The organism is Streptomyces cahuitamycinicus, from assembly GCF_002891435.1.
GTDB lineage: Bacteria > Actinomycetota > Actinomycetes > Streptomycetales > Streptomycetaceae > Streptomyces > Streptomyces cahuitamycinicus.
Genome location: NZ_POUC01000117.1, coordinates 1 through 20266 on the forward strand (window position 1 = coordinate 1; position 20266 = coordinate 20266).

Annotated in this window: 20 protein-coding genes; 12 read left to right on the forward strand and 8 right to left on the reverse strand. The window is 66.0% G+C overall.

The annotated features are described in order from the left end of the window. Positions 1-410 precede the first annotated feature (410 nt). The 10 genes from C1J00_RS17735 (at position 411) to C1J00_RS17780 (ending at position 8765) form a co-directional block, all read left to right on the forward strand. Positions 411-1082: a hypothetical protein gene (locus C1J00_RS17735; RefSeq protein WP_102910054.1), complete on the forward strand. Its 672-nt coding sequence runs from the start codon at positions 411-413 to the stop codon at positions 1080-1082. 148 nt (positions 1083-1230) lie between these two features. After that, on the forward strand, positions 1231-1848 hold the full coding sequence (locus tag C1J00_RS17740) for a hypothetical protein (protein ID WP_102910055.1): 618 nt from the start codon (positions 1231-1233) through the stop codon (positions 1846-1848). 391 nt (positions 1849-2239) lie between these two features. Then, positions 2240-2911: a hypothetical protein gene (locus tag C1J00_RS17745; RefSeq protein ID WP_102910056.1), complete on the forward strand. Its 672-nt coding sequence runs from the start codon at positions 2240-2242 to the stop codon at positions 2909-2911. 417 nt (positions 2912-3328) lie between these two features. Beyond that, positions 3329-3643, forward strand: coding sequence for a hypothetical protein (locus C1J00_RS17750; RefSeq protein ID WP_102910057.1), 315 nt, complete (start codon positions 3329-3331; stop codon positions 3641-3643). 3 nt (positions 3644-3646) lie between these two features. Further along, complete coding sequence (locus C1J00_RS17755) at positions 3647-4942, forward strand: putative T7SS-secreted protein (protein ID WP_146046204.1); 1296 nt, start codon at positions 3647-3649, stop codon at positions 4940-4942. Then, positions 4920-5381 carry a hypothetical protein gene (locus C1J00_RS17760; RefSeq protein WP_146046205.1) on the forward strand — a complete coding sequence of 154 codons (462 nt, stop codon included), beginning with the start codon at positions 4920-4922 and terminating at the stop codon, positions 5379-5381. Before C1J00_RS17755 ends, C1J00_RS17760 begins: the two co-directional genes overlap by 23 nt. Positions 5382-5683: 302 nt before the next feature. Beyond that, positions 5684-6067, forward strand: a complete 384-nt coding sequence (locus tag C1J00_RS17765; RefSeq protein WP_146046206.1) for a hypothetical protein — start codon at positions 5684-5686, stop codon at positions 6065-6067. Continuing rightward, complete coding sequence (locus C1J00_RS17770; RefSeq protein ID WP_102910061.1) at positions 6064-6717, forward strand: hypothetical protein; 654 nt, start codon at positions 6064-6066, stop codon at positions 6715-6717. Before C1J00_RS17765 ends, C1J00_RS17770 begins: the two co-directional genes overlap by 4 nt. Before the next feature lie 366 nt (positions 6718-7083). After that, positions 7084-7734 carry a hypothetical protein gene (locus C1J00_RS17775; protein ID WP_245936382.1) on the forward strand — a complete coding sequence of 217 codons (651 nt, stop codon included), beginning with the start codon at positions 7084-7086 and terminating at the stop codon, positions 7732-7734. Beyond that, positions 7731-8765 (forward strand): hypothetical protein, encoded by a 1035-nt coding sequence (locus tag C1J00_RS17780; RefSeq protein ID WP_102910063.1) that lies wholly within the window; start codon positions 7731-7733, stop codon positions 8763-8765. The genes C1J00_RS17775 and C1J00_RS17780 overlap by 4 nt, the downstream gene beginning before the upstream one ends. Before the next feature lie 347 nt (positions 8766-9112). Here the strand turns inward: C1J00_RS17780 and C1J00_RS17785 are convergent, their stop codons facing one another. From C1J00_RS17785 to C1J00_RS17810, 6 genes are read right to left on the reverse strand one after another with little or no spacing between them, the layout of a single operon-like run. Further along, positions 9113-9619, reverse strand: a complete 507-nt coding sequence (locus C1J00_RS17785) for a hypothetical protein (RefSeq protein WP_146046207.1) — start codon at positions 9617-9619, stop codon at positions 9113-9115. Between the two features lie 26 nt (positions 9620-9645). Beyond that, positions 9646-10224 carry a hypothetical protein gene (locus C1J00_RS17790; protein ID WP_245936383.1) on the reverse strand — a complete coding sequence of 193 codons (579 nt, stop codon included), beginning with the start codon at positions 10222-10224 and terminating at the stop codon, positions 9646-9648. Then, complete coding sequence (locus C1J00_RS17795; protein ID WP_102910065.1) at positions 10221-10889, reverse strand: hypothetical protein; 669 nt, start codon at positions 10887-10889, stop codon at positions 10221-10223. The genes C1J00_RS17790 and C1J00_RS17795 overlap by 4 nt, the downstream gene beginning before the upstream one ends. Further along, complete coding sequence (locus C1J00_RS17800; protein WP_102910066.1) at positions 10870-11466, reverse strand: hypothetical protein; 597 nt, start codon at positions 11464-11466, stop codon at positions 10870-10872. The genes C1J00_RS17795 and C1J00_RS17800 overlap by 20 nt, the downstream gene beginning before the upstream one ends. Positions 11467-11499: 33 nt before the next feature. Next, positions 11500-12735 carry a putative T7SS-secreted protein gene (locus C1J00_RS17805; protein ID WP_102910067.1) on the reverse strand — a complete coding sequence of 412 codons (1236 nt, stop codon included), beginning with the start codon at positions 12733-12735 and terminating at the stop codon, positions 11500-11502. Next, complete coding sequence (locus C1J00_RS17810; RefSeq protein ID WP_102910068.1) at positions 12732-13043, reverse strand: WXG100 family type VII secretion target; 312 nt, start codon at positions 13041-13043, stop codon at positions 12732-12734. The genes C1J00_RS17805 and C1J00_RS17810 overlap by 4 nt, the downstream gene beginning before the upstream one ends. Positions 13044-13194: 151 nt before the next feature. Here C1J00_RS17810 and C1J00_RS17815 point away from each other — a divergent pair, with 151 nt between their 5' ends. After that, a complete protein-coding gene (locus C1J00_RS17815) occupies positions 13195-13875 on the forward strand; it encodes a hypothetical protein (RefSeq protein ID WP_102910069.1) in 681 nt (226 codons plus the stop codon). 74 nt (positions 13876-13949) lie between these two features. Here C1J00_RS17815 and C1J00_RS17820 read toward each other — a convergent pair whose 3' ends face one another. Beyond that, positions 13950-14252 carry a WXG100 family type VII secretion target gene (locus C1J00_RS17820; RefSeq protein WP_033309092.1) on the reverse strand — a complete coding sequence of 101 codons (303 nt, stop codon included), beginning with the start codon at positions 14250-14252 and terminating at the stop codon, positions 13950-13952. Between the two features lie 386 nt (positions 14253-14638). Between C1J00_RS17820 and C1J00_RS17825 the strand changes: the two genes are divergently transcribed. Continuing rightward, positions 14639-19291, forward strand: a complete 4653-nt coding sequence (locus tag C1J00_RS17825; RefSeq protein WP_102910070.1) for an FtsK/SpoIIIE domain-containing protein — start codon at positions 14639-14641, stop codon at positions 19289-19291. A gap of 149 nt (positions 19292-19440) precedes the next feature. Here C1J00_RS17825 and C1J00_RS17830 read toward each other — a convergent pair whose 3' ends face one another. Further along, positions 19441-20121 (reverse strand): hypothetical protein, encoded by a 681-nt coding sequence (locus tag C1J00_RS17830; RefSeq protein WP_439333412.1) that lies wholly within the window; start codon positions 20119-20121, stop codon positions 19441-19443. Positions 20122-20266 lie beyond the last annotated feature (145 nt).

Sequence of the window (20266 nt, forward strand, 5' to 3'; positions counted from 1 at the left end):
CCCCTGGAGGCCCCGCCCACGCCCCATCACCGCTCCCGCCTCATCTTTCACGTCTACAAGATCGACGCAACGGGCACAGTGACCGACGATCGAGGTGAGGTCGAGATTCTGGCCGACGAACACACCGACCCAGTCCCTGTCATGTCGGCGTTTCCTCCGTGTACGTGCTGGAGGTGCGAGACACCGCACTAGCGAATCGAGACACCTGAGCACCATGACCCCGGACGTCGCACACAGCACCCTCCGGGGTCACCCCCTCTTTGGGCGCGATCAGGACACAACCAGGTCCCTGCAATACCCATACACCCCGGATCGCCCGTGTATTCGCGGAAGTTCGCCCTGGCGAAACCTGGAGCCTCACCGATACCGTCAGTGCTCGTGACTGAACTTCTGCCTCACGGGGAGTCACTGTGAAGCGCCGCTCATTGCCCGTTGCTGCCGCACTGACGGCGACGGCAGTACTGCTGTTGACGGCCTGCGGCAGCGGGGACGACAAGTCCAAAGACCACCCCAAGATTGCCGGCGCCGGTCAGAGGGCGGAGACACCGAAGGAGTCGGCATCCTCCTCAGGAGCGCCGGCGGAGGACAAGCCGGACGGCGTCGACGTGTCCCTGCCCAGCGACATGAACCTGGTCTTCGACTGGGACAAGCCGAAGGACAAGAACGAGGCGGCTGCGATGGAAGATGCCGCGAACTTCGTTCGGGCCATCTATCGGGGCGTCGACAAGCGCACGTCCAATGAGGCCGCTGTGACCGCCTACTCCACGGGCGAGGGGCTGCACTACGCAGAAACTCAGATCGACAGCAGGGTTGAGGGCGGCTGGACGGCAACAGGCACCCGACGCCACTACCAGGCCACCACGCGGTCTGCCCCGAACGGCAAATCCGTGGAAGTCGCGTTCTGCGTAGACTCGAGCAAGTTTTACGGCAAAGAGGTAAAAACCGAGAAAATCCTGAAAAGCAAGCCCAGCATCACGGACTTCGACTACTTCAAGATCATCATGGTCAAGGTCCCTACCGGAGACGGCCTCTGGCAGGCGTCCAAGGTGTTCGTCGAGGCCAAGGCGGCGAAGTGCCAGTGAACAGGTCACGGCGTACGGCCTTGAACGCCGGCGCGCGCCCTGATTCTCGCTCTGTGCCTCCCAGCTCTCGCGGAACCCGCCTACGCAGGAGAGCAGTCGGGGAACATCCAGGGCTACAACCCAGAACAGTCGGGCGGCGGAGGCGCGGGTGAGCGAGCACTTCTTCCCTGTCATTGATATCGAGTACATCGACCCGTATCCCTGGACAGTGATACCGCCCCGAGATGGCGCCGTTGGCCCCTTCGAGGAGTGGGACGACATCCAGGCATGGTGCCGCGAAGAAGCCGAGGATTTGTGGCTCGACCGCGAGCTTGATCCGGGCCCGAACGGCATTGACTTCGTCGCCGACACGTTGGCGCAGTGCGCAGAAGCCTTCTCCCCGCCTGGCACGGACCATTGGCTGTTCCTGCATCGCGATCACCCCACGGACCTTCCGCTTCCCGTGTTCGCGGCGATCGGACCGTCTTCAGGCCCCCGCGAGGAGACACTGCGGACGTTGACCATGGCGGACGAACCTCAGGCGGTCGAGCCCACAGTCGTCAAATCCTTCAAGGCCAAGAGGCTCGGTGAGGGCCTGACCTCCTTCCGCTACGCAAACCAGGACGTCGCTCCGCATGTGCTGGCGTGTGCACGCTATGCGTGGCGGGTCGAGGAGCATGGGGCGGATGTCGTGATGTGGACCGCCACCGAGGACATCGCCCGCATCATGCACGCCGCACAGGATCTGGAACAGTTGGCGCACCAGTTGGCCGTCTACAACCCCTGAGCAGCGGCTCACACACCTATGAGACCGGGATCGTCGGCGGTCTATTGCACTATGTCTGGGTCTTCGCGAAGTACCCCCGGTAAGCAGGTCGTACGCCCTGCCTCACCACGCTCCGCCTCTGGCCGGGCATCATCGCCGCCCCGGCGCGGGGCCCTTTTCGTTGGCACTACCTACACCGTGGCAGTGATGCGCAACACCATGCCCAGCGCCAAGCACCGACCGGCACCGACCGGCTTCAACCTGGTGCCACCGCCCGGCGGGGACGTGGTTCCGCTGCACGCGGATACCCGCCTCGCCTCCGTTCACTCGGAAGTTCACTCTGGTGAAACCGAAAAGCCCACCGGTACCGTCAGGGCTCGTACTGCACACCTGTCTTTCACGGGGAGCCACTGTGAAGCGCCGCCCTCTGCCCGTTGTTGCCACCCTGTCGGCGACAGCGGCACTGCTCTTGACGGCCTGCGGCAGCGAGGACGACAAGTCCAGCGACAACGACAAGATCGCCAGCGCCGGCCAGGCGGCGGAGTCCCCGAAGGCGTCCGCGGACCCCTCGGCGGCACCGGCGGAGGACAAGCCGGACGGCGTCGACGTGTCCCTGCCCAGCGACATGAACCTGGTCTTCGACTGGGACAAGCCGAAGGACAAGAGCGAGGCGGCTGCGATGGAGGATGCGGCGAACTATCTCCGGGCCATCTATCGGGGCGTCGACAAGCGCAGCACCAAGGACGCGGCGGTGACTGCCTACGCGACCGGTGAAGGGCTCCACTACGCCGAGGTTCAGATCAACGAGTGGATCAAGGGCGGCTGGACCGCCACGGGAACGCTGCGTCACTACGACGCAACCACGCGCTCCGCTCCGAACGGCAAGTCGGTAGAGGTGGCTTTCTGCGCGGACTCGGGGAAGTTCTACGGCAAGGAAATCAGAACCAAGAAGATCCTCAACACCAAGCCCAGCATTGCCGACTTCGACCATTTCGAGATCGTCATGGTCAAGTTCCCCACGGGGACGGACCTTTGGCAGGCGTCCAAGGTGTTCGTCGAGACGACGGCGGAGAAGTGCCGGTAAACAGCTCATGGCTTGCCGGTCCGACGAGAGCCCGTACGTCACATACAGCACCCAGCTCAAGAAGAACATCAATGGGGTCTGGCAGACCACGGAGGTGCTGTCGAAGAGAGGGGAAAAGACGTGCGTGTCCTGACCCGTGGCGTTACCACAGCAGGTGCTCTCGTCGCAGTTCTCGGAATGACCGCAGGCATCGCAGCGGCGTCGTTGGGCACGAGGAGTTTTCCGCGTTCTACCTCCCAGCCAACCACGATCACCGACCGGTGGCTCAGGGCTCGGTCAGACCTCGGCGGGCCGCCGGGTCACGCCCGCAAAGGGGCTGCTGCCACTGGGGAGCGGGGAGGCGTTTACGGTGGTGACTTGCCGCTGGGTTGAGCCCAACGGGAGCGTGTTGGCCACGGAAACGCAACGGAGGGGCCCATGGGGGAGCACGACCGCCTGGTAGTCGACTACAAACTTCTGGAGTCTTCGAAGAAAAATCTGAGGGACATCAACAGAGCCCTCAATGGCATCGACAAGCACCACGACGACATCCATGACATCTGGGGTCATGACACCATCGCTGGCAAGATGGGCCAATTCGTCAGCAACTGGGACAACTATCGACGTGAACTCCTCGAGAATGTCAAGGACTTGAGCAAGCACGTAGAAACCGCGCTCACGAGCTTCGAAAAGCTGGACCTTGACCTCAAGAAGGCGAGCGAGAAGAAGCGCGGACAGAAAGGGGGAAATTGACCGATGGGTGCAGGTAAGGGCAGGCGCCGACCGGTCGACTGGCATCCGCTGGCGGAGAAGGACCCGATTCCCGGCGATCCGGAAGACATCCGTGATGAGGTCCGCAGGATGAAGGACCTCGCGTCGACCCTCCGCGACCAAGCTGCCATCCTGCGCAAGGCAGCGGATGGCGACGCACTGCAGGGCCAGTACGCCGACAAGATCCGCGAGAAGTCGGGCGACCTCGAAAAGCGCTTTCGCGAGACGGCGGGCCGCTACGAACGCGTGGTCGGCGACCTCGGCAATTGGGCCAACGAGCTGGAGGGCTTCCAGGGACGGGCCGACGGCATCCTCCGAGCCGCGAAGCAGGCCGACGAGGAACACACTGCCGAGGTGAAGAAAAAGGAAGCCGAGGCCAAGAAGGACGGCGACAAGAAGGCGTCGGGGGAGTCCGACCCCAACAGCCACTTGGCGACGTACCACAAGCAGCTCAACCAGGTCATCTCAGACCGCGACTCCCGCGCCCAGCATTATGCCGAGAACATCGACAAAGACATCTCGGACATCATCAAGGATAGCAAGTGGGAGGACTTCAAGGACTGGGTGCACGAGCATGCGGAAACGATAAAAACCGTCGTTGAAATCCTGAGTTGGGCAGCGACCATTATCGGGGTTATCGCCCTCCTCTTCACGCCGGTCGGATGGGTGGCGACCCTCCTCATGGTGACCACCCTCAGTCTCACTGCGCTAGTGGGCGTGGGGCACACACTACTGGCCCTCTCCGGTGACGGAAGCTGGGCGGATGTCGCCATGGATGTCTTCGCGCTGGCCACACTGGGATTCGGCAGCGTTGCGTTGAAGGGCGTGAAGGCCGCAGCGACGACACTCAAAAACGCCAGCAGGGCGGGGCGGTTCCAGCGGTACTCGAACCTACGCAAGTTGCTCGATAAGAACATCATGCGCTACGGCACTGACTCAGCCCGGGGCGCGAAAGCAGTGCGCGCAAAGGATGCACTGCGCCAGATCGGCGCGAAGGAAACCCACCCCGCGACGACGCGACTGGACCGTCTGCTGAGTGGCGAAGAGGAGGTCGCCAGCGCATCCAAGTTCGCTAAGGCAATGCGGTCCGAGTTCGGCGGGAATCCCGAGGTGGCAAAGGCGGCCAGTGCAATGGACAAGGCGGCACTGAAGTTTAAGCTCAACTACGGGGCTGCCACGACGGTGGACGTAGGCGACAAACTCGGAGAAAAAGGCCCCTATGGGGACCAGTACGGCGACGCCAAGGACGTCCTGACGCGTGAAGTCGGGAGCCGCTGGTGACCACCTCGGCGGGGCGGAATCCAAACGAAAAATACGAGGAGTGGAGATAGTGGCGACAGTTCCAGCGAAAAGCCCACAGGAATCGCGGGCCATGAAGTTCCTTGCTGCGTGCACACTGGCACCAATTCTCTGTTTTGCCTTCCAAGATCTCGGCAGCAGAGTCGATGGAATGGACTGGCTCACCTACGGTTACGCGGCATGGCCATTGATGATTGCGCCTGTACTGATGCTGGCCCTGTTTATCAGAAACCGAGAACTCATCCGTAACCCGCGAATGGGTTCCAACTTCTCCCAGACAATCAAGATTGTTTCCTCCATGTACCTGGTCTGGAACATTATCGGGGCCATCGGCTACAGCTGGCTGGCCGTGGTTTCGGTGCTCTCTTCCCTGACGATCCTGGTTACCGACCGACAGTTCAAGAGGCAGGCCCGCGCGTGAGCCCGTCCGATCCACAGCCACAGCCACAGCCACTCCCCGTCGAGGTGACCGCTCCCCGCGGCTACGAGCTCGTCCTGCCACCCGGCTGGGTCCGCATCCCTTTGCGTGAGGGTACGAAGGAAGCACTCGAAAAGGTCCTCTTCTCACACATGGGGCAAGTACCGGAGGGCATTCCCCGGGACGATGCGATGCGCTTCCGACTGGACATGCGTCGCCAGTTGGAGAAGCAGGCCCGCGCAGCTCGCAGAAACGGCGGTCTTGACCTATACCTTCCGGTACTCCCTCGCGGAGGAATCTTCCTCATGGCCTCCTTCATCGTGGCAGAGATGCCGATCAGCCGCGACCATGCGGTTCCTTCGCAAGCAGTGATCGACCAGCTGGTCAACGAAGATGTCCCTGGCGGAACGGCGGCAGCAGTTGACGTAGCAGGGGCACTGGCGCTCCGCCGCGCCCACCGTTCCATCCCTGACGAGGAGAAGCTGAATTCCACCCCCCGAGCCGTACAACAGGCCGCCCTACCGACGCGGCGGGTCGAGTACGTAATCCCCGTTGTGGACGATCCGGGTCGCTGGATCAGCATCAACTTCTCCACACCGGGTGACGGCGATATCGATAGTGAGTTCACCGACGTGCTGGTCGAGTTGTTCGACGCGGTGGTCGGCACGTTCAAATGGAGTTACGAATGAGCTGGCTCAACGTCAAGCACGCCATGGATTTGTCACCTTGGGTTCGCATCCCACTCATGTGGCCGGAACCAGGTCTTGAGGGCGTAGAGGAGGCTCAAACGCCTGAGGCGTGGGCACGCTACTACGCCGATGGGATCTGGAATGATTTCGCGTCGGAGAAGCCGGAGCCTGGCGAAGTCGACCTGCTGTTCAACATCCTTTTGATGTACGCCATCAGGGCCCCTGCGGCCTTTCCGGACTTCGAAGTCTTCCTGCATCTCCCGCACCCGCGGGAGATCCCGCTTGTTGCGTATGTCGACCTGGTGGAGATCGAAGAGGGCGAAGACCGAAATGCGGCACTGCGGGAGCTGACCCACGCCGATGCGAGCTACACCGTCGAGCCTCCCATCGTGGAGGATTTCGACTCCCCGCATCTGGGAGCCGGCTTGCGAGTGTTGCGCTATTACCAGGACGAGGAAAGCAACGAGGTGCACGTTGGCCTCCGTTATGCCTGGCGCTACGAGCAGGGCACGGAAGCCGCTGACGTCCTGATCATCGTGGCCGATCCCGACGCTGGCCGGATCCTCCGGGCTCTCGATGACATCGACGAATTCGCACGTACCATCCGTATCAGCCCGGATGAGGAAGCCAACACCTGGAAGTCCTCATGACTCGGGTCGTTCCCGGGCTGCTGAACTTTGAATACGATGCCGGGACCGGATGCCCGGCATGAGTCGCCCGTCTCACGGGGCTATGGGTGTCGCCAGGCAGTCCGTCGGGAGAGGGTCTTCCCGTGAGTCAGCCCCATGCAGCGCGAGGCGATAGCGAAACGCAATCTGCAGGAGCTGCGGTACAAGACCGTGAACCTGTGTCCACGGACGCCGCCCGCCTGAGCATGAGCAGGGCACAGCCTCATCAACAGGCTTCATTTGCCCCAATTTACCCGGTTCTTGGGTGAGTTCGCTCTGGCGAAAACAGCAACTTCCCCGATAGCTTCAGTGCACTCAACTGATCTCATGTCTCACGGGGAGTTCACTGTGAAGCGCCGTTCTTTGCCCGTTGCTGTCGCGCTCGCTGCGTCCACAGCCCTACTGCTCACCGCGTGCGGCAGCAGTGACGCCGGCTCGAAGGACAACGACAAGATCGCGGGCTCCGACGCCGGATCCCAGGAACCGACTTCGAGCCCAAGCGCGTCGGACTCCGCCGAGCGGCCCGACATCAAGCTGACCGGCGGCGTGGAAGACGTCTTCGAGGGCTGGGAGACGGGCAACGCCAAGAAGGATGCGGTACTGGCGGACGCCGCGCGAGCACAGACCGCGATCAACGACGCCATCCTCAAGGGCAAGACGGACACCTCCGGCCTCACCTTCTACTACCAGGGCGAGGCCCTCACGACGTCCGTGAAGTGGGTTCAGAAGTGGGTGGACGCCGGACTGACGTACACGGGCACCACCCGGTACTACAACCCCAAGATCGAGTTGTTCAACGACACGTCGGCAGGAGTCTCCTTCTGCGCCGATGAGACCAAGGCATACAACAAGGACCGAAAGTCAGGAAAGGTCGACAGGTCCCCGGCTTCGGACGATTCCTACGTGCTGTACAACACCCGCCTGGAGAAGACCCCGCAGGGAGTGTGGCAGACGACCAGCGGGACGTCCGTGCGCGGGAGTAAGGGATGCGTTCAGTGACCAAGGTCGGTTCCGCTGCTGCAGTAGGTACGCTCGTGATCGCCTGCACGCTTCTGATGTCCAGCGCAGCCTTCGCCAAGGATCCCGGTGGATCTCAGTTCGACGTCTCGGGGAGTAACGAGACGGACAGTGGTCAGACTCTTGAGTCGCGCATCGTCTTCCGTGGATCTACCGGTGGCTCTGGAGCGGAGGAAACCGGGCAGTTCACGCCCGCCGGTGACTGGACTCCACCGGCTTGCTGGTACGAGCCGAAGTGGACTCCCGCCGAGTTCTCCAAGGAATTCCAAAAGCAATGGGACATCCCGCACGCCAGTGGTGTGGGAGAGGCATACGCCTTGTCCAAGGACTACTACATCAACGGGGAACCGTACGAGGACTTCAACAAGTCCGAATCGGGCAAGGGCCTTTGGTGGGACGCGGTTCGCGACAAGAGCCGAGAGGAATCGGGAGACCCTGCCGCCTTTGCTTGCGACACGAAAACATTCTGGGTCGAGAACGGCGAAACTCCTACGGTGGAGAACGCCGTAACCCCGAAGATTCTCGCCGATCTCGCCTACAGCCGGATCAAAGTGCCCGACACCGAGGTAACCCTCGCCCCTGCGAACACCACCAAGGTCAACCTCCCCACGTGGGCCTGGCTCGACGGGGCCAAGTTCCAGGACGTCTCAGTCACCGCCTCACTCGACGTCGGCGGTGTGAACCTCCAGGCCACAACCACCGCAAAACCCATCGCGCTCAGGCTGGAGCCAGGGACATCGGACGCCGAGGTCTACCCCTCCTCGGGCGAGTGCACCTTCAACGACGACGGTTCGATCGGTGAACCGTACGCAAAGGGAAAAGCTGACCAGAGCCCGCCTTGCGGAATCAGGTACCTGCGCTCTTCCGGAGACGGCTCGTTCAAACTGCGAGCGACCATCACGTGGGAAGTGTCCTGGACTGGGACGGGCGGCGCCGGCGGGGACCTCCCCAATGGGACTTTCGGAACTGAGCAGAACGTAATCGTCCAGGAGATCCAAGCGGTCAACCGCTGAAGCCAAGTCCAGCAGAGTCACACCAGCCCGGCCGGAAGACCAAGCACGGCGAGCGGCTCACATTTCAAGGTGAACGTCGACCTTCTGGAACTGCGTAAGAAGGAGGAGAAGCAGAGGAAGAAGTGACACCAGTCCTCCCAAGGCCCAGCCCCGCGAATGGCACCCCTCGCGGAGTCGGGCCCCAGGAGTCCGGAAGGGATGCGCTCCGAAGCCAAGCGCATGAGCGGCGGCGCGAGCTCTCTGCGTGAGCAGTCCCGTCTGATTCGCGGCATAGGCGACGACAACGAGCTCAAGACAAGTACGCAGAGCCTTCCGCATCCGGAGATTCTGCATACTCCGCAGCCTTGTCATCGCCGACGCGCCGCCCGGCCCTTCCCCTTCTTCCGAAGCCTCCGCACCCGTTCCCGCTCCAACGTCGCCCGCGCCGCGGCCCGCGCGCTGGTCCAGCGGTGGACGATCCAGCCCACCAGACCGGCGCTGAGGGCGTAGGCCAGCAACGCGCTTCCCGTCCCGGGGATGTAGGCACAAGTCTCCGACCGGCAGTTCCTGCCGGGAAGCCCGCTGATCAGAAGGAAGAACGGCCCGAATGCCGCCGCGCAACAGATCGCTGCACCCGCGGCGTTCAGCCCCCGCGTCAGGCGGCTCCCGCCAGAGACCCCGGACGCGCACCGAAGCCAGCCGGTCACCCCGAGCGCGGTGACCACCCCGAGGCCGCCCCCGACTGCCCAGGCGCCCCCTGGCAAGTCCACCAACGCCGGTACGACCTCACGCGCGAACCGTTTCCCAAGGCCCATGACCAGCAGCAGCACACCCATACCGACGGCCAGCGCGAGGATCACCCCGACGATCCCCAAGCCACCTCGGAGGCTACCCGCGCGGGTCACTGCATCCACCGCAGAGACCCCGCGATGGCGTCACACAAGCGCTCCATCGGCCCTGACATCCCGGTAAGCGGAGCCGAGAAGGAGAGCGTCAAGTAGCCCACCCCGCCAGGCATCAGGACGTGGACGTTCAACGTCGTGGCACCGACAACGCGGACAGCCGGCCCCGCCGTCTGCTCCACCACCGACACCTGCCGCCGTCCTGCGCCCTCGGGCTCCCGCAGCTCGAGCCACGCCGCGTACTTCTCCGGTTCGGCGGGGGTATCGCCCAGCGGCATCGAGGACACCAGGAGCGAAGCCGGGAGGCCGCCGTCCTGTGAGGTCGTCAGGAGGAAGAACTCCATGGCCCCGCGAGCCCGACCGACCTCAGCGGTGTTGCGCAGTGTGGTCCAGACGTGTCGCTTGAGTTCGCCGGAGCCGTGCCGACCCTCCGACTGGGCGTCGACGAACGTCTTGAGCTGAGCGCGCCAGCGGTCTCGCATGAGGTCGACACGGAACCACTCGCGAGGAACCAGCAGCCTGTAGTCCCTGGGCGCCCCCACCTGTGGTGAGGTGCCGCCCAGCGCCGCCCCCTTCACCCCGACATCACCAGCGGAGCTCCGTCGGCATCGAAGAAGCGGACGCTCTTCACCACCCCGGCGAACATGGCGGAGAAGACGTCCCACCCTTCGACCGTCGGCGTGCCCATTTCCAGCAGGAGCACGGTCCCGTTGTTCAGGGGTATCTGCACCTGTATGAACGACGTCCAGACCGGCTCTTCCTGGCCCGACTGCGTCAGACTGCCGTCGATGCCGGAAGACCGGTTGCCCACGCATGTCACGGCCGGACCGCAGGGCAGCTCCACTTCACCGATCTGCCCGAGCTCCAGGTGCCGCATCGTGGTGGCGATGAAGCCCACCGGATCGGCACCGGCTCGCTCGTCGAGGTCGAGGAGGCTGACGTTCACCGAGGCAGTGCAGCGGACGCCGTCGACCTCCGTGGTGACGAAGCCGGCGTACTGCACGCCCGCCTCGATGAACTCGTCGTAGTGCGCCGCGCACATCGCGGCGTACTGCACCTGCACTTCCTCGTCGGCACCGGGCAGGGCCTGTTTGGCCAACTCGACCAGACGGTCGGCCAACTCGTCCAGGTCATCCGCCTCGAAGGGCAGCTCGAGGAAACCCTCCGGCATGATCCAGCGGACCTCTATGCCGTCGCTCTCCATGAGGCTGCGCTGGGCTTGGTCAACGGTGGCCGTGGTCATCTGCGCCCTTGCTGTCGGACTGTTCGCGGTCGTCCACTTCGGGGCGGAACGTCGCCGCGAAGGGGTAGGGCCCGTAGTGCGGATAGTGAGCGGGTATGTCCGCCCCTCCCCGTCGAGCGATGTGGGCGATCTTTCGGTACCTGGCCGCCCGGGCCCGCAGGTTCTGCCGGACCGGGTCGCCCCAGTGCGACATCGCGCTGCGCACGAAGAAGAAGAACTGAGTCACCACGACGGTGACGGCGACGGCCAGATAGGCGTTGCGGGGAGCGGCGGTCTCCCAGTACTGCGCCACACCGGCCCAATAGAGCACGGCCCCGAAGCCCACGAGCGCCAAGGGCACTCCATGCACAAAGCCCGCGTTGAACATGTCCTCTTCGTCGACATGACGACGGCGCAGCAGTTCGAGCACCGCCCGGTCGTCCAGGAAGTCGAACCGTAGCTCTCGTCGGGCCTCCTCCGCGGCCCGTCTCGCCTCGGGCACGTCGGCTATCACCGAGCCGCCGACCAAGGTGGCCTTATCACCACCTCGGCGGCCGATGAATTCCCAGGGCCCGAGATCGTGATCTTCGTCGCTCATGGCGTCTGTGCTCCTTGGACAGGTCGACGGGTTCTATGCAGCCAAGGCCGCGTTGAACGCCGTGGGTGAGACGCTCGGGGCCGGGCGGGGTGAGGGCGAGGGCGTGGGTGCGGGCGTCGCGGCCTTGGGCGGCTCCTGGTAACCGGTCTTCTCGCCGTTCTCACCACTGAACATCCTGTGCAACGCGCTCGCCAGGCCCGCCCCCTTGATGACACCGGTGATCTTCTTGCCGTCGATCAGGTCGGCGCGTGCCGTCCTGCCGAGCACCTTGTTCACCACCTTGACGGCGACGCCGTTCAGGAAGTTGTGGCCGACACCGTCGAGGGCCGTCGTATAGGTCCTCAGACTTCCGAATGCCTTCACCTTCGAAAGCCCCTTGAGGCCCTTGAGAGCCCGGAGCCCCTTAAGTGCGCCCAACCCGGGCAACACTCCCAGCGCATCGGCGCCCAGCTTCATCCAGTCGACTTTTCCCCCGCGCGCAGTCATGTCGTAGGCATGACCGGCCAGCGCGGCCGCACTGGTCACCACGGCAAGGGTCGCGAATATGGGAACCAGGAACTGAAGCGGTGGGACGAAGGCACAGATCACTGCAAGCACGGACAGGACTGCGGAGATGTTCGCCAGCATGTCTGCCCAGTCCGCGAGGAAGTTCATGAAGCCGCCCGGGTCTCGGACCGCATCATGATGCACGACGTTTTTGATATGCCGAGCCGCCTTGTCCCCCGCGTCGTCGTAGATGTCCCTGGCGTCCTTCACCGCCTTGCGGGCGGCACCCATGGCGTGCAGGGCCTCGCCGCGCTTCTTGACCCAGCGTTCGTACTCTTCCTTCTCCGAGGCGGGAATGTTCGCCATCGGGTACTTCTCGGTGAATTTCTTCACCTCGTCGTCGGCCAGGTCGTGGTCGGCCTTGGCCTCACGGTAATCAGCAAGTGCCTTGTCCGCCTTCCGCTGCGCGCGGCGCATTTCGCTGGCGAACTGGTCCGAGCTCCCTTCGCGCACGTCCTCCCCGACGGCCTTGGCCGCTTCGTCGTAGCGCTCGAAGGACTTCTTCAGCTTGTCCGCCGTGCCACCGGCGATCTCATGGAAGCCCTTTCCGGCCTCGCTGTCCCAACCCTCCACCGAGGCGAGCGCCTTGATGACCCGGGACTGCTCCTCGATCATGTCGGCCATCTTGCGCAACTCGCGCCCCAGTTCGGCGACTTCCTCCGGGTCGCCTGGCGTCGGGTCGTCATGCCACAGAGGCGGCCAGTCGGCGTCCGTCCTGCTCACTTCTTCCCCTTGCTCTGCGCCTTGGCATCTCGGATGGCCTTGGCCAGCTCCTGGTCGACGCCGTCGTATGCCTTGGCCGCGGTCCGGGTGAACTCAGCCAGCTGCTCAAGTTCCTTCATCAGCTTCTTCCGGGTCTTCTTCCAAGTGTCCCCAAAATCTGAGAAAGCGTCCTTGAGGCCGCCGTGACCTATTGCATGGCCATACTCGTCCGCGGGGTTGCCATGCCGCTCGAACTCGCCGTGAATTTTGTTCAGATCCCGTGAGCACTGCTTGATGGCGGCGAGATCCGCCTTTATATGGTCCCCCATGAGTGATACCTCTCTACAAGTCGATGACTGTTCTCGGCGGAATCCACGGTCGTCGGCACGATCGCCGGACTCTCTCACTCCTCATGACACCCCGTACGAGATACGCTCGCGACATACCGATCCCGTTTCCCGTCGGCAAGGAGAGTCTTCAGTGACACGCAGGGGCAAGCAACGCGTGGTGGGGGACCGCCTCGGCATCCACGCCGAGGCGGGCGAGTGGTGCACGATCGACAAGATCCCCCAACCCCCGGCAGACGTGCTCCAGACTGCGGGCAACCCTCGGCTCCGCCCCGCCAGGATGCGTCCGCTGGGCATGGCCGGTGCGGCGCTCGGGGCGCCTTTCATCCCCGTCATCATGTTCTTCGAGTTTCTGGCCAAGATTGAGCAAGCGGTCATGCGATCCCTTGACGCGAAGGACGAAAAGGAGCGACTGCGGGCCAAGGAGGAAGACGAGAAACGCCGCCGGGACGCCACCATCGCCGAACAAGGTCTCGACAAGGTCTTCGACGGAAACTGGCAGGGCAACGCGGGTCAATTCCTGCTGCGTTGGTACAGCCACTCCACCCACCACCAGCGCTTGCTCCTGGCGACTCAGGACGAAATCGTCCTTGCGGCTCCACCGCAGCGCGTCAGCGTGGGGCGGGAGAAGCACATGGAAGTCGTCGCCCGCATACCCGCCTCCGAGGCAACCCTCGCCGACCCGTTCTCCGGCGAGCTCGAGACGAGGATGCTGCTCATACGTTTCCGCGACGGATCCTGGCTGCGCGTCGAGACGGAAGAGCTCCGCAGCGACCTCCACATGCACCTGCTACGGCAGCCTCTGCCCGACTGACGGTCCCCGCCGCTCCGGAGCCGGAGGCCGGGTGCCGGCAGCGGCCGCCGACGGCACCCGGCAAGCCCCTGGCCCTACTTGCTCCGAGCCTGCTTCGCCAGCTCCTCGTCGATCTGCTCGAACTTGTCCGCAGCCATGGTCAGGTAGTCACCCATGCCGTCCAGACCGTCCAGCGTGTCCTTCATGCCGCGCACGAACTCGTCGAAGTTCTCGTCGAACGCCTTCGAGGAGCTCTTCGTGACGTAGCCGCCCTGGACGAGGTTGTTGATGTACTTCTTCAGGCCTTCGAGCTTCTCCTGGAGCTTTTCCTTCTCCTTCACGACATGCTTGGCTGCATCCCGCATGTCCTGATATGTGACATCAAGGTCCTTGGCCATGAAGCCGCTCCCTCTCGCAACGCCGCAGGGCCAACCCCCGTGGCTTCCCTGTTTGCGGACTCACCGACTCGGAAGCCGAGTTGCCGGTCACAGCCGGCAACCGGTGTGATCGTCCGCTCTTGCGTCAGCAGCTTACGGGTGTGGCCTGTGGTGCCCCATACCCGGCTTGTGAACGAGCCGTCATGAAAGCGTGTACGACATTGCCATCGGGAACATCACGGCCTCTCCCCATTGCCCCGCCGTCGTACCGAGCGGATATCGTCCCTGTACCGCTGTGACCCGCCTGGCGTGACTGAAGCGATCGATCAGCAAGCGGTCAGCACAGCGGTACCAGCGACAGACACCACAGCGGCCACACCGGCCCAGTGGCACGGGGAGGACAAGTCGTGCGCCTGACTCTGACCGTCGTCGACCCGTACGGCGGTGGCACCGCCGACGTCGTGCTCGATGCCGATCCTGAGTCCACCGTGGGGGACATCGCGCAGGAGCTGGCCAAGCAGGTGGGGCACAGCGGGGCGCAGGTCATCCCGCTCGGGCAGCACCGGCACGCGCCGGCCAACAACGCACCCCTCGTGTACGTGGACGGATATGCCGTCGATCCCGGCGCCACCGTCGTGGGGTCGCCCCTGCGCGAGGGTGCCGTCGTCAGTCTTCAGGATCCGTCCGGGTGTCTGCCGGGTGAGCCCACCGGGCTGGTCGAGCTGCGCGTGGTCGGCGGGCCCGCCGCCGGATTCGTGCACCGGCTGGGCGTGGGGCGGTACGACATCGGCAGTGGGGCGGCGTCGTACGTCCGTGTCGACGATCCCGAGGTCGACGCCCGGGCCCTCACCCTCTCCGTCGCCACCGACGGCACCTGCCGGGTCGCCGTACACATGGACAAGGAGCACGTCACCCTCGACGGCATCTCCCTCGCGGGGGACGAGGACGAGGACGAGCCCGGCGGCAGGAAGCGCGGCAAGAAGAAGGACCAGGAGAAGGAGAGGGAGAGGGAGGAGGGGAAGAAGGACGGCCCCGCCGAGTGGCCCCTCGGCGCTCAGATCGGCGTCGGCAACACCCTTCTCGAACTCACCCGCTACACACCCCCGAACGCCGCCCTCAAGTGGTCCGACGACGGCGTGGGCCTCGACTACAACCGGCCCCCGCGGCTGCGTCCGCCCGAGCGGCAGACGACCTTCCGGCTGCCGTCGTCGCCGCGTGAGTACGAGGCCAGACCGCTGCCCTGGCTGATGGCGATGACGCCGCTCGTCGGCGCCGTCGTGTCAGTGATGATCTTCCAGCGCTGGTACTACCTGATCATGGCGGCCCTCAGCCCGGTCCTGCTGTTCGCCAACTACTACAACGACAAGAAGCACGGGCGTAAGTCGCACGCCAAGCAGGTCAAGGAGTACGAGGAGCAGAAGGAACGGATCGAGAAGGACGCCCAGGACGCGCTCGTCGCCGAGCGGAACGACCGACGGCAGGCCATACCCGACCCGGCGACCGTGCTCGCCCTCGGAACCGGGCCCCGCACCCGCCTGTGGGAGCGGCGGCGCACCGACCGCGACCACCTCCTGATCCGTTTCGGGACCGGGCAGTTGCCCTCCGAGGTGGTGCTCGACGACCCCGAGCAGGACGACCACCGCCGCCAGGTGACCTGGAAGATCGAGGACGCGCCGGTCGCGCTGCACCTGCGCACCCTCGGTGTCGTCGGCATGGCCGGGCCCGGGGACTCCGTTCGTGCCCTCGGGCGCTGGGCCGTCGCACAGACCGCGGCGCTGCACAGCCCGATGGACGTGCAGTTCTACGTGCTGAGCGACAACGCCGCGCAGGAGTCCTGGGACTGGGTGCGCTGGCTGCCGCACGCGCGGCCGTCCGGCGGACAGGACGTCAACGCGCTCGTCGGGACGGACGCCGAGACCGTCGGCGCCCGCATCGGCGAACTGACGCAGATCCTCGACGCGCGTAAGAAGGCCGCCGAGGAGAACAAGTCGCAGGGCGGTTCGAGCTTCAGCGACCCCGACATCGTCGTCGTGTGGGACGGGTCGCGGCGGCTGCGCTCGCTGCCGGGTGTGGTGCGGCTGCTGCGCGAGGGGCCGTCGGTGTCCATGTTCGCCATCTGCCTGGACGCCGAGGAGCGGTTCCTGCCCGGCGAGTGCCAGGCCTACGTCGTGGCCGAGCCGAAGGCCGAGGAGTACCAGCCGGCCGCCCAGCAGGTGCAGCAGCAGTCGCAGCAGTCCGCCGGCGGTTTCCCCTCCTTCCAGGCCTGGCACACCACCGCGCAGCAGCCCGAACAGGCCGAGCGCACCGAGCGGTTGAGGCTGCGTGTCGAGGAGGCCGGGGCGGAGCGCCTGAAGGACGTACGGCCCGACTTCGTCTCCGCCGCCTGGTGCCTGCGGCTGGCCAGGTCGCTGTCGCCGCTGCGGGACATCAGCGGTGAGACCGAGGACTCGGCGCTGCCGGGTTCGAGCCGGCTGCTGGACGTGCTGCAGCTGGAGCCGCCGACCAGTGACGCGATCGTGGCCCGCTGGCGGATGGGCGGGCAGTCGACGCTGGCCGTCATCGGTGAGTCGTACGACGGGCCGTTCGGCCTCGACATCCGCAAGGACGGGCCGCACGGTCTGATCGCCGGTACGACCGGCTCGGGTAAGTCGGAGCTGCTGCAGACCATCGTGGCGGCGCTGGCGGTGGCGAACACGCCCGAGAACATGACGTTCGTGCTGGTCGACTACAAGGGTGGCGCGGCGTTCAAGGACTGTGTGCATCTGCCGCACACCGTCGGCATGGTGACCGACCTCGACGCCCACCTGGTGGAGCGCGCTCTGGAGTCGCTGGGTGCGGAGCTGCACCGGCGCGAGCACATCCTGGCCGCCGCCGACGCCAAGGACATCGAGGACTACCAGGACCTGGTGCGCCGGGACCCTTCGCACCAGCCGGTGCCCCGGCTGCTCATCGTCATAGACGAGTTCGCGTCGATGGTGCGTGACCTGCCGGACTTCGTCACGGGGCTCGTGAACATCGCCCAGCGTGGCCGTTCCCTCGGTATCCATCTGCTGCTGGCGACGCAGCGGCCGTCCGGTGTCGTGTCTCCGGAGATCCGCGCCAACACCAACCTCCGTATCGCGCTGCGGGTGACGGACGGCGGCGAGTCGTCGGACGTCATCGACTCGCCCGAGGCCGGGCACATCTCCAAGAACACCCCGGGTCGCGCGTACGCCCGGCTCGGGCACGCCTCCCTGGTGCCCTTCCAGTCCGGCCGGGTCGGTGGCCGCCGGCCCGGGGCGGCCGACCCTGCCGTGCTGATGCCCTGGGTGGGCCCTCTGACCTGGGAGGACCTGGGCCGGGCGGCGCTGGTCAAGCCGAAGGCCGAGTCCCGTGAGGACGAGGAGATCACCGACCTGAAGGTGCTCGTCGACACCATCCGCGACGCCAACAGCTCCCTCGGCATCCCGCCGCAGCACAGCCCGTGGCTGCCCGCCCTGGACGAGACGCTGCTGCTGGACGACGTGGAGCTGCCCGCGTTCGCCGGCGGCCCCGGCAAGCTGCCGCCGGCGCCGTACGGCATCGAGGACCTGCCCGCGAGCCAGTCGCGCCGCCCGGTCGCCGTGGACTTCTCCTCCTTCGGGCATCTGATGATCGGCGGCGCCCCGCGCAGCGGCCGCTCCCAGGTGCTGCGCACCCTCGCCGGTTCCATCGCCCGTACGCATTCCATCGCCGACGTGCACCTCTACGGCATCGACTGCGGCAACGGCGCGCTCAACGCGCTGACCCGGCTGCCGCACTGCGGTGCGGTCGTGAGCCGTAACCAGACGGAGCGGGTGGTCCGGCTGGTCAACCGGCTCAAGGGCGAGATGAGCCGCCGCCAGGACGTGCTGGCGGACAAGGGCTTCGCGGACATCGGCGAGCAGCGGGCGTCGGTCGCCGAGGACGAGCGGCTGCCGCACATCGTGGTGCTGCTGGACCGCTGGGAGGGCTGGGTGCCCACGCTCGGCGAGGTCGACCACGGGTCGCTGACCGACGAGTTGCAGACGATGATGCGCGAGGGCGCGAGTGTCGGTATCCACCTGGTCCTGACAGGTGACCGGACGCTGCTCGTGGGCCGGATCGCGACGCTCACCGAGGACAAGTACGGTCTGCGGCTCGCCGACCGCAGCGACTTCTCGGCGCTGGGGATCCCGGCGCGGAAGGTGCCGGAGGAGATTCCGCCGGGGCGTGCGTTCCGCAACGAGTTCGGTACGGAGACGCAGTTCGCGCTGCTCGCGCAGGACACGACCGGTCAGGGTCAGGCGGCGGCGCTGGCGGCGATCGGCGAGGCGGCCGCGGCCCGCGACGCCTCCGTCCCCCGCTCGCGTCGCCCTTTCCGGGTCGACAGCCTGCCCAGCCGCATCTCCTTCCCGGAGGCGTGGGAGATGCGCGATCCGGAGGCGTCCCGTTCACGGCTGTTCGGTCTGGTCGGCATCGGCGGCGACGAGATCGTCGGCTTCGGCCCCGATCTGGCGGAGGGCGTGCCGGCGTTCGTCATCGCGGGCCCGGCCAAGTCGGGCCGCTCGACGGTCCTGCTGAACTTCGCCCACTCGTTCCTCTCCCAGGGCACCCGGCTGGTCATCGCGGCCCCGCGCCAGTCCCCGCTGCGCCGGCTCGACGGCACGGACGGCGTGCTGAAGGTCTTCACCGGTGACGACATCGACGAGGACGAGTTCGAGGAGCTCATCGACCAGGCGTCCCTGGAGGAGCCGATCGCGGTCCTGATCGACGACGGCGAGATCCTGGAGGACTGCGACGCCGAGAGCCAGATGAAGAAGCTGGTCTCGCGCGGCGCCGAGCGGGGCCTCGCGCTCGTCATCGCCGGTGACGAGGAGGACGTGTGCAGCGGCTTCTCGGGCTGGCAGGTGGACGCGAAGAAGGCCCGGCGCGGCATCCTGCTCTCGCCCCAGGAGTCCTCCAGCGGCGACCTCGTCGGCGTCCGCCTCAACCGCGGCATGGTCGGCGGCCAGGTCACCCCCGGCAAGGGCATGCTCCACCTCGGCGACGGGGAGCTTCGTACGGTGGTCATTCCCGGGTGAGGCGATGAGCGGGGCCTTCGACGAGGCCGAAGCGGAGGAAGGCGGCGGGGGCGGCCCTGCGGTACGAGCACCGGCCGGCCTCGTCTCCACCCTCGCGGCGGCCGGGCTGCTGATCACCCTGCTGGCCGGGCTCAGCCGCGGGGTGGCCCCTACCGCACCTTCGACATCCGGGCCTGGGGGCGGCCCGACTCCGCGCTCTCCGAGCGGTACTGGAGGTCGTCGCCCACCGGCTTGAGGTGGACGGTCGTCTTCGCCGGGTTGCAGCCGCTGTGATTGGTCTTCGCACCGACCGAGGTCGCGACGAGCTCCGTCCTCGTCACCTGCTTCAGGGTGAGTACGTCGACGCAGACGCCGCCGATCTGGTCGGTCTGGCGGAGCTTGCCCAACTCCTCGCCGACAGCGGCCGGTCCGACGGTGATGCGGAACGTGCCGAGGGGCAGTCTGCCGTCGAGGGCGACGCCCTGGCCCTCCCAGGTGCCGAGGTAGGCGGCGGGCACCGTACCGGAAGGGGCGGAGCTCGCGGTCGCCGCCGGCGGCGAGTCGGACCCGCTGCCCGCGTCCGAATCGTCCTGGCCGCCGCCTGGCCCCGGCAGCAGGTCGAACACGAACACCGACCCGATCGTCACGGCCGCCATCGCCCCCGCGACCGCCAGCGCCACGGAGCAGCTCAGCCTCCGCACCCGCCCACCGCCTGCGCCCTCCGGCGCGGACGTCGCCGCGACGGATACGGAGACCCTCCCGGGCCGCCGACCGGAGGCGGGGGCGGTGTCCTGCGGATGGTCACCGTCCCGGGGCTCGGGTACGGCGGCGAAGTGGGGAGCGGGTGGCATCACCGGGGGCGAGGCCAACCCGGGTGTGGCCATCCCGGACGGGGTCACTCCGGGCGGGGTCACCCCGGGCGGGGTCACCCCAGCAGGGGCCGCCCCCGACGGCACTGCCCCAGGCGGGGTCACCTCCGGCGGCGTCACCCCAAGC

Excerpts from the sequence above, each read along its gene's own strand:
- C1J00_RS17750 (WP_102910057.1), top strand. The coding sequence starts at position 3,329 with ATGGGGGAGCACGACCGCCTGGTAGTCGACTACAAACTTCTGGAGTCT.
- C1J00_RS17755 (WP_146046204.1), top strand. The coding sequence starts at position 3,647 with ATGGGTGCAGGTAAGGGCAGGCGCCGACCGGTCGACTGGCATCCGCTG.
- C1J00_RS17765 (WP_146046206.1), top strand. The coding sequence starts at position 5,684 with ATGGCCTCCTTCATCGTGGCAGAGATGCCGATCAGCCGCGACCATGCG.
- C1J00_RS17770 (WP_102910061.1), top strand. The coding sequence starts at position 6,064 with ATGAGCTGGCTCAACGTCAAGCACGCCATGGATTTGTCACCTTGGGTT.
- C1J00_RS17795 (WP_102910065.1), bottom strand. The coding sequence starts at position 10,889 with ATGACCACGGCCACCGTTGACCAAGCCCAGCGCAGCCTCATGGAGAGC.
- C1J00_RS17800 (WP_102910066.1), bottom strand. The coding sequence starts at position 11,466 with ATGAGCGACGAAGATCACGATCTCGGGCCCTGGGAATTCATCGGCCGC.
- C1J00_RS17810 (WP_102910068.1), bottom strand. The coding sequence starts at position 13,043 with ATGGGGGACCATATAAAGGCGGATCTCGCCGCCATCAAGCAGTGCTCA.
- C1J00_RS17820 (WP_033309092.1), bottom strand. The coding sequence starts at position 14,252 with ATGGCCAAGGACCTTGATGTCACATATCAGGACATGCGGGATGCAGCC.
- C1J00_RS17830 (WP_439333412.1), bottom strand. The coding sequence starts at position 20,121 with ATGCCACCCGCTCCCCACTTCGCCGCCGTACCCGAGCCCCGGGACGGT.